At 63.1% G+C, this 14593-nt stretch carries 16 protein-coding genes; 8 read left to right on the top strand and 8 right to left on the bottom strand.

Annotated elements, in window-relative coordinates; all coding sequences use genetic code 11:
- Nucleotides 1-10 precede the first annotated feature (10 nt).
- The 5 genes from AAG799_RS11735 (at nt 11) to AAG799_RS11715 (ending at nt 4819) form a co-directional block, all read left to right on the top strand.
- A complete protein-coding gene (locus AAG799_RS11735; RefSeq protein ID WP_341896038.1) occupies nt 11-478 on the top strand; it encodes a TRAP transporter small permease in 468 nt (155 codons plus the stop codon).
- On the top strand, nt 475-1782 hold the full coding sequence (locus AAG799_RS11730; RefSeq protein WP_341896036.1) for a TRAP transporter large permease: 1308 nt from the start codon (nt 475-477) through the stop codon (nt 1780-1782). The genes AAG799_RS11735 and AAG799_RS11730 overlap by 4 nt, the downstream gene beginning before the upstream one ends.
- 1 nt (nt 1783) lies before the next feature.
- A complete protein-coding gene (locus AAG799_RS11725) occupies nt 1784-2326 on the top strand; it encodes a MarR family transcriptional regulator (protein ID WP_341896034.1) in 543 nt (180 codons plus the stop codon).
- Nucleotides 2327-2804: 478 nt separating this feature from the next.
- A complete protein-coding gene (locus tag AAG799_RS11720; protein WP_341896032.1) occupies nt 2805-3248 on the top strand; it encodes a response regulator in 444 nt (147 codons plus the stop codon).
- Nucleotides 3248-4819, top strand: coding sequence for a response regulator (locus AAG799_RS11715; RefSeq protein WP_341896030.1), 1572 nt, complete (start codon nt 3248-3250; stop codon nt 4817-4819). Before AAG799_RS11720 ends, AAG799_RS11715 begins: the two co-directional genes overlap by 1 nt.
- Before the next feature lie 17 nt (nt 4820-4836).
- Here AAG799_RS11715 and purU read toward each other — a convergent pair whose 3' ends face one another.
- Nucleotides 4837-5703, bottom strand: coding sequence for a formyltetrahydrofolate deformylase (gene purU, locus AAG799_RS11710; RefSeq protein WP_341896026.1), 867 nt, complete (start codon nt 5701-5703; stop codon nt 4837-4839).
- 215 nt (nt 5704-5918) lie between these two features.
- Between purU and AAG799_RS11705 the strand changes: the two genes are divergently transcribed.
- Nucleotides 5919-6692 carry a hypothetical protein gene (locus tag AAG799_RS11705; protein ID WP_341896025.1) on the top strand — a complete coding sequence of 258 codons (774 nt, stop codon included), beginning with the start codon at nt 5919-5921 and terminating at the stop codon, nt 6690-6692.
- 33 nt (nt 6693-6725) lie between these two features.
- Here AAG799_RS11705 and AAG799_RS11700 read toward each other — a convergent pair whose 3' ends face one another.
- From AAG799_RS11700 to AAG799_RS11670, 7 genes are all read right to left on the bottom strand, one after another.
- Entirely contained in the window at nt 6726-7166 is a 441-nt protein-coding gene (locus AAG799_RS11700) for a hypothetical protein (protein ID WP_341896023.1), read from the bottom strand.
- 52 nt (nt 7167-7218) lie between these two features.
- A complete protein-coding gene (locus tag AAG799_RS11695) occupies nt 7219-8463 on the bottom strand; it encodes an EAL domain-containing protein (protein ID WP_341896021.1) in 1245 nt (414 codons plus the stop codon).
- A 164-nt stretch (nt 8464-8627) separates the two neighbouring features.
- On the bottom strand, nt 8628-10280 hold the full coding sequence (locus AAG799_RS11690) for a molybdopterin-binding/glycosyltransferase family 2 protein (protein ID WP_341896020.1): 1653 nt from the start codon (nt 10278-10280) through the stop codon (nt 8628-8630).
- 1 nt (nt 10281) lies between these two features.
- Nucleotides 10282-11001: an XdhC family protein gene (locus AAG799_RS11685; protein ID WP_341896018.1), complete on the bottom strand. Its 720-nt coding sequence runs from the start codon at nt 10999-11001 to the stop codon at nt 10282-10284.
- Entirely contained in the window at nt 10998-11351 is a 354-nt protein-coding gene (locus AAG799_RS11680) for an XdhC family protein (RefSeq protein WP_341896016.1), read from the bottom strand. The genes AAG799_RS11685 and AAG799_RS11680 overlap by 4 nt, the downstream gene beginning before the upstream one ends.
- Nucleotides 11348-12583 carry a VWA domain-containing protein gene (locus tag AAG799_RS11675; RefSeq protein ID WP_341896014.1) on the bottom strand — a complete coding sequence of 412 codons (1236 nt, stop codon included), beginning with the start codon at nt 12581-12583 and terminating at the stop codon, nt 11348-11350. Before AAG799_RS11675 ends, AAG799_RS11680 begins: the two co-directional genes overlap by 4 nt.
- Nucleotides 12584-12590: 7 nt before the next feature.
- A complete protein-coding gene (locus tag AAG799_RS11670; protein WP_341896012.1) occupies nt 12591-13508 on the bottom strand; it encodes a MoxR family ATPase in 918 nt (305 codons plus the stop codon).
- Between the two features lie 136 nt (nt 13509-13644).
- Between AAG799_RS11670 and AAG799_RS11665 the strand changes: the two genes are divergently transcribed.
- Together AAG799_RS11665 and AAG799_RS11660 are read left to right on the top strand one after the other, a co-directional pair.
- Nucleotides 13645-14127 (top strand): ester cyclase, encoded by a 483-nt coding sequence (locus AAG799_RS11665; RefSeq protein ID WP_341896010.1) that lies wholly within the window; start codon nt 13645-13647, stop codon nt 14125-14127.
- Between the two features lie 11 nt (nt 14128-14138).
- On the top strand, nt 14139-14474 hold the full coding sequence (locus AAG799_RS11660; protein ID WP_341896008.1) for a YciI family protein: 336 nt from the start codon (nt 14139-14141) through the stop codon (nt 14472-14474).
- The last annotated feature ends 119 nt before the right edge of the window (nt 14475-14593 follow it).

Below are 14593 nucleotides of genomic sequence, written 5' to 3'. Positions count from 1 at the left end.
GGACTGCCTGATGAAAACCGTCATCGACAAGGCCGAAATGGTGGCCGGGCTATTGCTGGGCGCGATTGCCGTATTGACCTTCACGGCGGTCATGCTGCGCTGGCTGTTCAATTATGGCCTGCCTGATACCTTTGATTTCTCGCGACTGCTGCTCGGCACTGCCATGTTCTGGGGCATCGCCGTTGCCGGCTACCACAACCGCCATATCCAGGTGGACGGCTTCTGGGAAATGGCGCCAGCCTGGGGCAGGCGCCTGATCGATATTTTCGCAACGCTGGTGACGCTGGCCTTCATGGCCCTGTTCGCCTGGATGCTGCACGACAAGGTCTTGAGCGTTTATGCCAGCAACGAGCAGACCTTCGATCTGCGCCTGCCGGTCTGGCCCTTTCATGCCATTGCGGCCTTGGGCATCGCGCTGGCAACACTGCTGCTGCTGCTGCGCCTGGTGCGGCTGATTGCGAACCGGAAAGAGGCGTGAGCGTGGATCAGGATTTCATCACCATCGGCGGCTTCGTCGCGCTTTTCATTCTGATGCTGCTGCGGGTGCCGGTCGGCATAGCCATGGGCATTGTCGGTGTCGGCGGCTTCGGCATCCTGGCCGCCATGAAGCCGGCGATGAATTTGCTGGCGCAATCGCCGATCCGGGTCGCCACCGACTATGACCTAGCGGTGATCCCCATGTTCATCCTGATGGGTACCTTCGCCACCGCAGCCGGTATGAGCCGCGAACTGTTCCGCGCCGGCGAGGCCTGGCTCGGGCATCGCCGTGGCGGCCTGGCCATGGCCACCGTGATGTCCTGCGCCGGTTTCGCCGCCATCAACGGCTCCTCGGTGGCCACCGCCGCCACCATGACCAGCGTGGCGCTGCCCGAGATGCGCCGCTTCGGCTACCATCCCGGCCTGTCCACCGGCGTGATCGCCGCCGGCGGCACGCTCGGCATCATGATCCCGCCTTCGGTGGTATTTGCGCTGTATGGCATCCTGACCGAGCAGGATATCGGCAAGCTGTTCATCTCGGGCATCCTGCCCGGGCTGCTGGCCGTGGTGCTGTATATCATCACTATCCAGTTTCTTGGCTGGTGGAAACCCGAACTGCTGCCGCGCGGCCCCAAGGCCAGCTGGCGCGAGCGCATCCTTTCGCTGCGCGACATCTGGGCCACTGTTCTGCTGTTTGCCGGCATCGTCGGCGGTCTCTATGGCGGCGTCTTCACCGCCACCGAGGCGGCTGGCTGCGGCGCCTGCGGCGCCCTGATCATCGGCATCCTGCGCGGCCGGCTGGGCTGGAGCGAGATCCAGGCCAGCCTCGTCGATGCGGTGCGCACTGGCGGTTCCATTTTCACCATCGTCGTGGGCGCTTTCCTGTTCGGCTATTTTCTGGTCATCACCCAGACGCCGCAGAAGGTCAGCGACTTCCTCACCGGCCTGCCGATCGGCCCCTATGGCATTCTCACCCTGATCCTGATCATGTATCTGATCCTGGGTGCGCTGATGGATGAACTGGCGATCATCCTGGTGACAGTGCCGATCATTTATCCGGTGATGATCCAGCTTGGCTTCGATCCGATCTGGTTTGGCGTCATCATCGTCATGGTCACCACGCTGGGCATGGTGATGCCGCCGGTCGGGATCAATGTCTTTGTCATCAACTCCATTGCCCGCGATATCAGCCTGTGGCAGATCTACAAGGGGGTGATGCCGTTCATCATCGTCGATCTGATTCGTCTCGCGCTGCTGGTCATCTTCCCGGCAATCGCGCTTTACCTGCCAGGACAAATGAACTGACATGCGGAGCAAGTCCCAGCGTTCAGCCGGCGATGGTGGGGATATTCCAGCCCAGACGCGCAAGACTGCGAAGCCGCGCAAGCTGGATCGCGGGCCGCTGCCCGGGCTGTATGGCTATAACCTGCGCATTGCCCAAGTCGCGGTTTTCGAGAATTTCCTTCAGGTGGTCGGCAACACCCTGGCAAGCCGCATGGGCGGGCTGACGCCTGGCCGCTTCAGCCTGCTGGTGCTGCTGCATGCGAATCCCGGCATCAATCAAACCGATCTGAGCCGTGGTGTCGGCGTCGATAAGTCGACGCTCACACCGGCACTGGACCAGCTCGAGAAAAAGGGACTAATCCAGCGGCATCGCACTGCCGCGGATCGTAGGACCTATGCGCTGTCGCTCAGCCCGGCAGGCGAAGCTTTGCTGGCTGAACTGATGCTCAAGGTCGATCTGCATGAGAAAAACATCGTCGCCGGCCTGACGCCATCGGAGCGCGGCACCCTCAACCGCCTGCTCAAGAAGATGGCGCGCAGTCTGGGCAGCGAAGCCATCGGATAACCGGCGGAAGCCCGGTCATTCTACTGCGAGGCGTTTGCCGCGGAATCAGGGCCGCTCAGTTTTTCGGCATTTTCCATAGCTCAGCTTTAGCGAGGACTGGATTCGCAGCAGCGATGGAAACAACCACCGCTTGATTGCATACATGGACGCGCCGTACGTAAATTCATCCCTTCTAATTGACAACAAACACAAATCCATGCGCAATGCGGGCGCCGGGTTGATTTTCGCAACCGGATCTTTTCCCCGTTATACTGGTCAATCGCGGACTATAGTCGCGGAATACCGGGCTGGGGTTTAATCGCATTGATTGATTTGTTCTGCCGCAACGGGGTACAGAATCGGTTGGGTGAGGGCGCTGGCCTCGCTTTGACAAGATTATCTGCAAGATGCGCGGCAGTCAGGACAGGGCGTTTGGTTTCTCCTTCTGAAGCCCTGCTTCCTTGATGCGGCCGGCAGGTAAAATGACACCGGGAACTGAATGAGCGACGATAGTGCAGTAACCATTGTGATGATCGAGGATGACGAGGGCCACGCCCGTCTGATCGAGAAGAATATCCGCCGCGCCGGCGTCAACAACCAGATCATTCCCTTCGCCGCCGGCGGCCCAGCGGTCGAGTATCTGATGAAGGCCGGCGATGGTGATACCGGCTCCCATGGTGGGGCCTATCTCGTTTTGCTCGATCTGAACCTGCCCGATATGTCGGGCACAGAAATTTTGCGCCGTGTGAAGGAGCATCCGGGTCTGCGCCGCATGCCGGTGGTGATCCTGACCACCACCGATGACAAGTCGGAAATCCAGCGCTGCTACGATCTTGGCTGCAACGTCTACATCACCAAGCCGGTGAATTACGAGAATTTCGCCCAGGCGATCCGTCAGCTGGGCCTGTTCTTCATGGTCATGCAGGTGCCTGAGACAGTCTGATGACCGAAAGCCACCCACGTCTTCTTTACATCGATGATGATCTGGGGCTCGGGCGCCTGGTGCAGAAGGAGCTCGAGCGGCACGGCTTTGTTGTCGAAGTCGTCACCAGTGGCAAGGTTGGTTATGCCCGTCTGTGCAGCAGCGCCGATATCGACGTGGTGGCGCTGGATCATCACATGCCGGACCAGGTGGGCCTGGATACGCTGGCCATGATTGCCACGCTGCCCAAGCCGCCGCCTGTGGTGTACGTCACCGGTGAGTCGGAGGGGCGTATTGCCGTGGCGGCGCTGAAGGCCGGTGCGACCGACTATGTAATCAAGGATGCCAGTCCGGAATTCCTTACCCTGTTGCGCGCCGCCATCGATGGTGCGCTGGAAACCCGGCGGCAGAGTTTCCTGCGCGAACGCGCCGAAGCCGAAATGAGCGAGGCGCGCGACCGGTTCGAGGCTTTGGCCAACGAGCGCGCGGTCCTGATCCATGAAGTGAACCACCGGGTGTCGAACAGCCTGCAGCTGGTCGCCAGCCTGTTGCAGGTACAATCGACAGCGCAAAGCGACAGGCGGCTGGCCCAGACCCTGCTGGATGCCTACAAGCGGGTGGCCGCGGTCGCCCGCGTGCATAAACGCCTCTACACTTCGGCCAATGTGCGGTTTGTCGATCTGGCCGACTATCTCTGCGGTCTGGTTGAAGATCTGCGCCAGTCGGCGGATCGCGGCGGGCGTTCGCTGCAGTTCCTTGCCAGCCAGACCCGGATCGGCACCGACTTTGCCATCCCGATCGGTCTGATCGTCACCGAACTGGTGATCAACTCCCTGAAATATGCCTATCCCACCGGCGATGGTCCGATCCGGGTCAAGGCCGAGCGCAACGGCGATCTGATCACGGTGCAGGTCGAGGATGACGGTATCGGTGTGGACGAGGCCGCCTGGCGCAAGAGCAAAGGCATGGGCAGCAAGATCGTGCTGGCCATGGTGGAAAAGCTTGAAGGGGCGCTGAATGTCGAGACCCGTACCAGCGCCGGAACCTGTATCACCATCACCTTCACATCTGCCGATCCGGCGCCGGAACTCGATGGCGTCGATGACACGCTGACCTCGGTTCTGGTGATTGCCGACAGCCTGGGGCGTGCGGATGCCGTTGCCGAGATTATGGAGAGTCGCAAGATTCTGCTGCTGGTCGAAGATGATCCGCTGATGCGGATGGTCGTGGCCGGCAATCTGGAGGCTTGCGGTTTCCTGGTTGAAGAGGCCGGGTCCGGCGCCGAGGCCCGCGAGGTCTGGGAAAGCGGCAGAATCGATGCGGCGATTGTCGATATCGGGCTGCCGGATTGTCGTGGCGACCAGCTGGCTGCCGAACTGCGCATGGCCATGCCGCATCTGCCGATCATACTGGCCACCGGCTATGACGAAAAAACCGTCGCGCCGGGTTTTGCCGGCACTGGCTTCAGCCGTGTGCTGGCAAAGCCCTATGACGATACGGCGCTGCTTGAAGCGCTGGAGGCGCTCGGCGTCGTGGCCGGCCAGCTCCGGACCCTGCCGAGGCAGACCGGCATCGGCGAACGCGCCGTTTAGGCCGCTGCGCTGCGGCTTTAGCCGCGGAACACCACGGTCTTGGTCCCGTTCGGGAAAATCCGGTGCTCGACGTGGTATTTCACCGCGCGGGCCAGCACCAGGCTTTCGATATCGCGGCCGGTCGCGGCCAGCTGATCGGGCGAATAGCCGTGATCGACGCGGGCCACCTCCTGCTCGATGATCGGGCCCTCATCGAGATCGGCGGTGACATAGTGTGCCGTGGCGCCGATCAGCTTCACGCCGCGCAGATGGGCCTGCTGATAGGGCTTGGCGCCCTTGAAGCTGGGCAGGAACGAGTGATGGATGTTGATGATCTTGCCGGCATAGTCGCGGCACAGGTCGGGCGACAGCACCTGCATGTAGCGCGCCAGTACGATCAGGTCGATTTTCTCCTGCTCGATCAGGTCGCGCAGCATCTTTTCCTGCCGGATCTTGCTGTCGGGTGTCACCGGCCAGTGATGGAAGGCGATGTCGTGATTGGCGGCGCGCTGATACCAATCGCGATGGTTTGATACGATCGCCGGAATTTCGACGGGCAGGGCGCCGATCGAATAGCGGTAGAGCAGGTCGTTCAGGCAATGGCCGAATTTCGACACCAGGATCAGCATCCGCGACTTCGCGGCTTCGTCATGCAGCTCCCAGGTCATTTCAAAGGGCGCCGCTACCGGCGCAAAGGCGGCGCGCAACTGCTCCAGCGGGCGCCCCTGTCTACCGGGGCCGGCCTCCAGATCCTCGACGCTGACGCGCATGAAGAACAGGCCGGTTTCGCTGTCGCCGAACTGGGCGGAATCGCGGATGTTGAAGCGATGGGCGGCAAGGAAACCGGAGACCGCGGCAACGATGCCGGGGCGGTCTTGGCAGGACAGCGTCAGGATCAGGCTCATGAGGGGGTGCAATACGCAAAAAGGGGAATGTTCGGGCCGGACTGTAGCCTTGCCCGGGCCAGAGTCGCAATGGCAGGGTTAACAATCTCTGGCCAATGTCTGCCCCTTTTTCTGTCTGTGCGGCCGGCTGCGCCAATATGGGGCTCGCATCGGCTGGGGGGCTTCTTTAAGCTGCATCCAACCTGAATGGATTCGGCTGCCAGAGTAGAAAAACCATGATTACCCGCGGTCCGGAGTTTCTTCGCCAGATGGCCAACAAGCTGTTCGACGCCCTGTTGCAGGGCGCCGAGGCGGAGGCCAAAAAGGCCCCCTTCAGCATCGAGACGCTGCGCCAGCTCGTCGAGGCGATGAAAGCGGCGCCTGACTACGACCATTATTATCGCGCCTCCTACGACAGCCTGATGCGGGTGGTGGAGGAGGATGCCCGGCGCGGCGCCCGGATCAACGCCTTCGGCCGCCTGCTGGTGCATCCGCTTGATCCGCTGTTCAGCGAGGAAAAGCTCGACCGCCGTCTGATCGGCAACTATTTCTTCTTCGTGCGGTCGCTGTTCGGCGACGAGGTCGAGGCGATGGCCGACGAAGCCGCCAGCATCGCCGAGGAAATCCGCGTCGGTGCCGGCGGCAATCTCGACTGGGTCTCTTTCTATGCCGACCCGCGCGCCAAGCAACTCTATTTCAAGGTGATCGGCCGCGTGATCCGCGCCTTCCGCATTTTCGAGACGCGGCGCGACTGGGTGGTCAAGGTGATGCAGCACGATCCTACCGCCGTAGGATTGTCATCGAATGTGTATATCGAGCGGCCCTTCGAGGGGCAGGCGCTGCCATTCGGCGACCGCGAGTTCTTCCTGTTCTTCGACGGCCTGGTCCGGCCGCTGGCCACGCTCGGCGCCGAGGATGCGGCGCTGTTCCGCACCGCGACGGGCGATGACGCTGCACGTATTGTCGGAAAATTCCTGTCCGAACTTGAGCAGTATCGCCCCGCCGCCTGAGGGCGGCAGGGCGATACTGCAATCTGCAGACAATCAGTTGGAGTTGGCCGGCTCGCGGTGATCGAGCTTGGCGGCGAACTGCTCGAACAGTTCGGACACGCAACGGGCAACCGTGCGCTGGTGGTTGTCGTTCAGCTGGTCGGCGGCCCGCATGCACATATCGGCAAACTTGCGCGCCAGGATCACGGCATCGCGATTGCTTTCCATGCGGATTTCATCGAACACGGTGCAGATGAAATCGCGAGTCTGGTTGCTTTCGTGATGCGTCACCGGCCGCTCGCCCATCAGCGAGTCCAGCATCGCATTGAAGGTCTGCGACGTGTCGATGGCGATGCTGGCGAGGATCTTCTCGATCCGCTCGTTGTCTTTCGGCGTCACCGGCTTGCGGCTGGGAGCATGCGGAGCCGAACCGGCGCGGACTTCCGTCACCTGGTTCTCGGTCTGGTTGGGTCGCTGGCCGGAACGGTTCCACATGATACTGAACCCTGCAAGTTGCTGTTGAAACGCCGGACGCGCCAGCGCCGGCTTAGTTCACCACTTCGCGCGAGGCCCGGATCATGTTGTCGATATGCCAGCCCTGGAACAGGCGGATGCCGGCGGCCATGCCGGCCTTCAGCGCCTCTTCAGTCTCGCAACGCGCCATGATCACGCGGTTGGCATCGGCTTCGCCAATCCGGCTCGACAGCTCCTTGTCGATCCAGTCCTCGTGGCGGTCCTTGAAATAGAACAGCTTGACGAAGTCGGCCTTCAGTTCCTTGCGACCGAACAGCGACAGCAGGTCAGGCGTGATGCCGTCGATCAGGATGCGATAGCCGGAATTATGCAGGAATTCGCAGGCCAGCAGATATTCATTGTAATCCCAGAACACATCGTAGCGCTGCATCTCGATGATGATCTGTTCCTTCTTCACGATATTGCCGATGCGGCTGTCGAAATCGCGGAAGGTGTCGCTCAGGATGGTGCTGACATTCAGGTTGATACTGAAAGGACCGCTGTTGCGGGTGACATAGCCATCCAGCAGGGCGCGGAACACACGGGTATCCAGCGTGCGGGTCAGGTGATGGAACAGCGACCGCGCACCACGCAGGTTCACGGTTGGCGCAATCGCCTGGCGCAGTTCGTTCACGCCGACAAAGATTTCCTGGAAGATCGGCTTCGGCGGCTGGTTGCCGAAACACAGCGTCACCGGCTGGCGCTTCATGAAGGTCGAGACATCGGCCTTCTTCAGGATGTCGTCGATCTGCTGCAGCGCGCCGGGCGTCAGCGGCGTGCCGTCGCCGGCCGTGGCCGCGGTGCCCGCCTTGGCCAGCAGACGCTTGCGGCGCTCGGCAAAGACGCGGAAGCGCTGCTGGATATTATCCATCAGCTCCTGCAGGTCTTCGAACTGGCTGTCGAAGCGATACCAGCGCACGGCGTTCTCGGCTTCCTCAGGGGTGAGGCCGATGGCGACGTTGTTGCGGGTCAGAATATCGTCGATCTCGAGCACCAGTTTTTCGAAGGTCTGGTCGAAAAACCGCTCGGAGAGTCGAATGAACATCACGATCGAATAGTCGTGCAGCGTGTAGAACGTGCCTTCGTATTTCGACATGAGGGAGCGCATCGAATGCACAACGATGTTGTAGCTTTCGCGATTGCGCTCGAACGTCTTTGGATTAACGAACTGAATCACTGCCGACAGACGGCCACCAAAAATCTTGCCCCGCGCCAGGCGGTCAAAATCGGTGAACATCTTCTCGTCGTCAGACGATTGGTTCTGTTGTGCCTCACTCATTAATTAGTCGCTTTCTCCGGTAACGGTCGTGGAGAGGGCGACAACCAGCCAATCTAGGCTGCCCCCTGCGGCACTATGGCAAATTCCCCCCATGGGAAAAAGCCGGAAGACATAGTTAATGCTGCAGCTGTGGATAATATTCGCTTAAAGCCAAAGACTTGCGGTTAAGACTTGGTAACCGGGCGGGCTGCGAGTGCCGCCGGGGTATCGTAGTCGTGCAGGATGCCGGGATCGTCCACCGGCACCTCGCAAACCCATTCCGCATGCGGCCCAAGCAGGCTGCGGGCGCCGGTATCGCCCTCCAACCGCAGCAATTCGGGCAGGAATTGCAGGCCCCAGAGTGTTGGATTGCCGCGCTTGCCGCCGACGACGGGCAGGCAGATCGCGCGGCCTTCCACCGGGTTGAAGGCGGCGATCAGTGCCTCCAAGGTTGCAGAGGTTACATCCGGCATATCGCCCAGACAGACCAAAACCCCGTCCAGCCCCTGCGGCAGCGCGCTCAGTCCGGCGCGCAGCGAACTGGCCAGACCCTCGGCATAGGCCGGATTGTGGATGATTTCGACGCCGGCCCCTGCGGCATCGCGCACGGCATCGGCCTGATGGCCGGTCACCAGCAGCAGCGGGCGGGCTGAACTGGCCAGCGCATGCTCGATGGTATGGCGCAGCACCGGCTTGCCATCCAGCTCGGCCAGCAGCTTGTGACCATCGCCAAAGCGGCTCGACAGGCCGGCGGCCAGGATCAGGGCGCCGATTTTTGGCCGCCGCGGTGCTGTGGAATCCGCTGCTCCAGCTTTGCCGCTGCTGTCGCGCGGCCCTCCATCACGGAGCATGGGCCGGGTCGGAATTTCCTTCAGCAGGCCGCCGCTGCCCATCCGCATAATGTCACGCCGGCTGATCGCGATACCGGCGCAGAGCCGCTGCAGCACCCAGTCGAAGCCGTTCAGCTTGGGCGAGCGGGCACAGCCCGGCACACCGATCACGAAAACGTCACCATGGCGGCCCAGCATCAGCAGGTTGCCGGGGTCGACTGGCATGCCGAAGTGCAGCACGTCGCCACCGGCCCGCATCAGGCCGGCGGGCACCACATCATGGCGATCGACGGTGGCGGATGCCCCGAACACCAGGATCGGCGCGCAGCCTTCGGCCTTCAGATCGGTAATGGCGGCAGCGATGGCGCCTTCGTCATGAGCGACAGTGCGCAGGCCGCGGATGCGGCTGCCGAGCTGCGCCAGGCGCTGGCTGACCGCCAGCTCGGTCTTGGCCAGCACGCTGTCCTTGGTATCTGCCACGCGGGTCAGCACCAGGCCGATCTCATGGGGCCGGAACGGTGCCACCTGCACCAGCGGCGGCTGGCCTTTCAGCATGGCTTCGCCGCGTTCGATGGCGGTGCGTGGCGCGGCGAAGGGAATGATCTTCACCGTGGCCAGCATCTGGCCCGCCTCGACCGGTTCGTAATCCTCCAGCGTGGCGATGGTGAGCGCTTCGTCGAGTTCGTTCAGGGCATCCAGCCGCGCGGTGTCGATACGGGCGAGGCCGGCGGTCTCGGCATAGAGATTTGCGCGGCCGGTAAACGCAGCGGCCGTGCGTGCCTGCGGGCCGGCCAGCGCCGTGGCGATGCGGCTGGCGGCTTCGTCTTCCGCCATGTCGCCGTCGCCCAGCCGTGCGACATACACCGTGGCATGTCCGGCGGCCTCAAGCGCTGCGACATCGGCAGCGCTGAGCACGCGACCCTTGCGGAAGCGCTCTTTGCCAAGCGACAGGCTGTGGCCCAGGATGCCGCCGGTGGCGGCGCGCACCGGCATGGGGCCGAACTGCATCTCAGGCCGCCGCTGACGCGGCAGGCGCGCTCTGCTGGCGCAGTGCGGCGGTCATCTGGGCCAGGATCGAGATGGAGATTTCAGCCGGCGATTTCGCGCCGATGCTCAGGCCCACCGGACCATGGATGCGGGCGAAGTCGTCGGGTCCGAAGCCGGCCGTGGTCAGCCGTTCGATGCGACTGGCATGGGTTTTCTTGCTGCCCAGCGCACCGATGTAGAAGACATCTGATTTCAGCCCGGCGATCAGCGCCGGATCGTCGATCTTGGGATCATGCGTCAGCGTGACCAGCGCGGTACGCAGGTCGGGCTTCAGCTGCGCCATTGCCTCGTCGGGCCATTCGTTCGACAGCGTGATGCCGGGGAAGCGCTCCACCGAACCGAAGGCGCTGCGCGGATCGATCACGATCACCTCGTAACCGGTGAGCTGTGCCATCGGCACCAGGGCCTGGGCGATATGCACGGCGCCGACCAGGATCAGCCGCAGCGGCGGATTGAACACATTGAGGAAGAGGGGGCCCTGCTCGGTCTCCACCGTGCGCGGCTTGTCCTCGATCAGGGCGGCCCGCGCCGCCTCGCCGATGCGCGGATCGAGATCCTTCAGGCCCTTTTTGCCGGTCAGATACAGCAGGCGCTGTTCACCGGTCTTGAGGAAGGTGGCGAGCACCACGGGCCGCTTCTCGGCGCGGTCCTGCTGCAGCTGGGTGAGAAGCTCCTGTTTCATCCGTCCAGCCGTTCGACATAGATCTGGATCTTGCCGCCGCAGGCCAGTCCGACTTCCCAGGCCTGCGCATCCGACACGCCGAAATCGAGCAGCCGCGGCTTGCCATCGGCAATCGCGTCCAGCGCCTCGGTCACCACGGCGCCCTCGATGCAGCCGCCAGACACCGAGCCGATGAACTTGCCCTCGCCATCAACAGCCAGCTGGCTGCCGACCGGGCGCGGCGCCGAGCCCCAGGTGGTGACCACGGTGGCAAGGGCCACGGCCTTGCCGGCGCTTTTCCAGTCCAGCGCGGTGGTGAGGATATCGCCGGCGATATCCCCAGAAAAATCAGCAGTGGGATCGGTGCTCATGCGGCCAGTCTCCCGAGATTGAGTTTGAGCCGGTTGCCCTCGTCGCTGGCATGACTCAGCGCATGGGCGAGATCGGCGATGGAACTAAGATTGTGAACCGGACGGAAATCGTCAACATGGGGCAGGATGGCCCGGATGCCGGCGGCTTTCGGCTCGAAACCGTCCCAGCGCAGCAGGGGGTTGAGCCAGATCAGCCGGCGGCAGGATTTGTGCAGCCGTTCCATCTCGCGCGGCAGGCCCTGGCCGCTTTCGCGATCCAGTCCGTCGGTCAGCAGCAGCACGACGGCGCCCTGGCCCAGCACGCGGCGCGACCACAGCCGGTTGAATTCCGCCAGCGTCGTGCCGATACGGGTGCCGCCCGACCAGTCGGGCACTTTCTCGCTGACTGAGGCCAGTGCCTTGTCGACATCACGCTGCTTGAGAAGCCGGCTGATATTGGTCAGGCGCGTGCCGAACAGGAAGCTGTGCACGCGGCTGCGGTCATTGCTCAAGGCATGCATGAAATGCAGGAACATGCGGCTGTACTGGCTCATCGAGCCGGAAATGTCGCATAGCACGACCAGCGGCGGCGGCTTTTCGCCCGGGCTTTTACGCTTCAGCGGAATGATCGTGCCGCCGGTACGCAACGACGCCTGCAAACTGGCACGCAGGTCGATGCGGTGACCGCGGATATCGGCGCGCAGGCGGCGCGTGCGGGTCGGGCGGAACGGCCATTCGATCCGTGCCATCGCCGTCTTGGCATGCTCCATCTCCTCCGCCGTCATCTCGGCGAAGTCTTTCTTCTGCAGCAGTTCCTCGGCCGAGAAGGTCAGCGTGGCATCGATCTCGACTTCTCTGGGCTCCTGCGCCGGACGGCTTCCGCCGCCGGGCAGCAGGGCCTCGCGCAGCCGCTGAGACATGCCGCTCTTGCGCGGTTCGGCAGTGCCGTCGGTCTGTGGCAGCAGCAGGCTCATCATGCGTTCCAGAATCTTCGGATCGCGCCAGAAGATATGGAAAGCCTGGTCAAACAGTTCGCGCTGGTCGCGGCGGTTCACCAGCACTGAGAACAGCGTCCAGTACAGATCGTCGCGGCGGCGGATGCCCGCCGCTTCCACCGCGCGTACGGCATCCATCGATTTGCCGGGCCCCAGCCGCAGGCCTGACGCGCGCAGCAGCCGCACGAAATGCACGATATTGTTGGCAAAGGCGCCGCTCGCACCCGGATCCGCAGCAGGAGGTTCGGGCAGCAGCATCGGGGGCTCAGACGCCAAGCGCGGCCATGTCCTGCTGCACCTGGCGCAGGATGGTGGCGGCTTCGCTGCCCTTCATCTTGGCGATGTCGTCCTGGTATTTCAGCAGTACGCCCAGCGTATTGTCGATGGTTTCCGGGTCGAGGCTGACCTTGTCGAGGAAGGCGAGCGCGCGGGTCCAGTCGATGGTCTCGGCCACGCCGGGCAGCTTGAACAGTTCGGTTTCGCGTAAATGCTGCACGAAGCCGACGATCTCGCGGCTGAGGCGCTGCGGTGCGCCGGGCACCTTGCGCTTGAGGATCGCCAATTCGCGTTCGGCGCTGGGATAATCGACCCAGTAATACAGGCAGCGGCGTTTCAGCGCGTCATGGATTTCGCGCGTGCGGTTCGAGGTGATGATGACGATCGGCGGTTCCGAGGCCTTGATCGGGCCGATCTCGGGAATGGTGATCTGGAAATCCGACAGCACCTCCAGCAGATAGGCCTCGAAGGGTTCGTCGGTGCGGTCCAGCTCGTCGATCAGCAGCACCGGCGCGCCGGCCGGATCGGGTTTCAGCGCCTGCAGCAGCGGGCGCTCGATCAGGAAGTCGGGGCTGAACAGGTCGCGGCCGAGCTTTTCCTTGTCACCACTGCCTGCTGCCTCGGCCAGGCGGATTTCCAGCATCTGGCGCGGGTAGTTCCACTCATAGACGGCCGAGGAAAGATCGAGGCCCTCGTAGCATTGCAGGCGCACCAGGCGGCGGTTCAGCGTGGCGGCCAGCACCTTGGCGATTTCGGTCTTGCCGACGCCGGCTTCGCCTTCCAGGAACAGCGGCCGGCCCATCTTCAGCGCCAGGAACAGCGTGGTGGCGAGCGAACGGTCGGCGACATAGTCGCCGCTGTTCAGCAGGGTTTCGACGGCATCAATTGAATCGGGCAAGGCGGTCATAAGCTTACGATCTAGGGCGAGGCCGATTTGGGGCGAGGCCGATGTGGAGCGAGGGACGTGGAAATCATGCCCGGTTCGGCCCGCTGTCACAAGGCGGCGAGGCCCACCGTCTAGGTATGGAAACCCGGAGGAAACCATGACCGTTCAGCCCCATCCCAACCGCCTGATGCTGCAGCGCCATCTGGCGGCGGAAAACGCCCATGACATGGCCGCCACCCTGGCAACCGTGCATCCGGACTGCATTTTCCGCGACCTTGCGATCGGCCAGGTGTTTCACGGCCATGCCGGGGCGGACCGGCATTACCGGCAATGGTGGACGGCCTTCGGCAATGTGGTGGAGCGCTCAGCCATCGGCGGCGCCCACTGGATCGATGACGACACCTATGTGGCCGAGCCGCAATATGTGGGGCGGCATGTCGGCGATTTCCTCGGATTGGCGCCGACCGGCCGGGCTTTTGTGCTGCCTTTCGTGGTCTTCGTGCGCTTCCGTGACGGACTGTTCGTGGAGGAACGCTTCTACTACGATCTCGCCACGCTCATGCGCCAGCTCGGGGAAACGCGGATTGATCCGCAGGCCTTGCAGCAGGCGCAGGACTGGGCGGCGGGGAAGCGCAACTGAGGGAGCAAGGGATGCCGAAGCCGCGTCCGGTCTACTGGATCGATTACCAGCGCGGCCCTGCCTGGCCGGCGGCACAGCCGGCGCCCAGGCAGGCACTTCACGATCATCAGGTCTATCTGCAGCGGCTGATGGAGAGCGGCCAGCTGCTGATCGCGGGCCTCTTCCGCGATGAAGCGGGCGGTGGCATCGCGGTGCTGGACTGCAGCGATGAAGCCGCGGCGCGTCAGATGATGGAGGAAGATCCGGCTGTGCGATCCGGCCTGCTGCAGGCGACGCTGCGCCCCTGGCAAATGGTCTTCAATCCCGCAGGCGGCACCTCGCCCTTTGCGGAGGCGGTGGCCGGCTAGCGTGCGAGTACGGTGTAGCCGCGCTCGATCACGCGTTTGGTGGCCTCGAAGGCCTGCACCAGTTCGTCATTGGCCTCGCGGGCGGCCTTCAGCCGGCCGATGTCGGCGGCGCTCGGATT

Source organism: Ferrovibrio terrae (genome assembly GCF_943371255.1).
GTDB lineage: Bacteria > Pseudomonadota > Alphaproteobacteria > Ferrovibrionales > Ferrovibrionaceae > Ferrovibrio > Ferrovibrio terrae_B.
Note: the sequence above shows the minus strand (reverse complement) of the source record. Positions and strands in the feature narration are given on the sequence as shown.

Excerpts from the sequence above, each read along its gene's own strand:
- AAG799_RS11725 (WP_341896034.1), top strand. The coding sequence starts at position 1,784 with ATGCGGAGCAAGTCCCAGCGTTCAGCCGGCGATGGTGGGGATATTCCA.
- AAG799_RS11715 (WP_341896030.1), top strand. The coding sequence starts at position 3,248 with ATGACCGAAAGCCACCCACGTCTTCTTTACATCGATGATGATCTGGGG.
- AAG799_RS11660 (WP_341896008.1), top strand. The coding sequence starts at position 14,139 with ATGCCGAAGCCGCGTCCGGTCTACTGGATCGATTACCAGCGCGGCCCT.
- AAG799_RS11685 (WP_341896018.1), bottom strand. The coding sequence starts at position 11,001 with ATGAAACAGGAGCTTCTCACCCAGCTGCAGCAGGACCGCGCCGAGAAG.
- purU (WP_341896026.1), bottom strand. The coding sequence starts at position 5,703 with ATGAGCCTGATCCTGACGCTGTCCTGCCAAGACCGCCCCGGCATCGTT.
- AAG799_RS11670 (WP_341896012.1), bottom strand. The coding sequence starts at position 13,508 with ATGACCGCCTTGCCCGATTCAATTGATGCCGTCGAAACCCTGCTGAAC.
- AAG799_RS11665 (WP_341896010.1), top strand. The coding sequence starts at position 13,645 with ATGACCGTTCAGCCCCATCCCAACCGCCTGATGCTGCAGCGCCATCTG.
- AAG799_RS11690 (WP_341896020.1), bottom strand. The coding sequence starts at position 10,280 with ATGCAGTTCGGCCCCATGCCGGTGCGCGCCGCCACCGGCGGCATCCTG.
- AAG799_RS11735 (WP_341896038.1), top strand. The coding sequence starts at position 11 with ATGAAAACCGTCATCGACAAGGCCGAAATGGTGGCCGGGCTATTGCTG.
- AAG799_RS11695 (WP_341896021.1), bottom strand. The coding sequence starts at position 8,463 with ATGAGTGAGGCACAACAGAACCAATCGTCTGACGACGAGAAGATGTTC.
- AAG799_RS11720 (WP_341896032.1), top strand. The coding sequence starts at position 2,805 with ATGAGCGACGATAGTGCAGTAACCATTGTGATGATCGAGGATGACGAG.
- AAG799_RS11675 (WP_341896014.1), bottom strand. The coding sequence starts at position 12,583 with ATGCTGCTGCCCGAACCTCCTGCTGCGGATCCGGGTGCGAGCGGCGCC.
- AAG799_RS11680 (WP_341896016.1), bottom strand. The coding sequence starts at position 11,351 with ATGAGCACCGATCCCACTGCTGATTTTTCTGGGGATATCGCCGGCGAT.
- AAG799_RS11705 (WP_341896025.1), top strand. The coding sequence starts at position 5,919 with ATGATTACCCGCGGTCCGGAGTTTCTTCGCCAGATGGCCAACAAGCTG.
- AAG799_RS11700 (WP_341896023.1), bottom strand. The coding sequence starts at position 7,166 with ATGTGGAACCGTTCCGGCCAGCGACCCAACCAGACCGAGAACCAGGTG.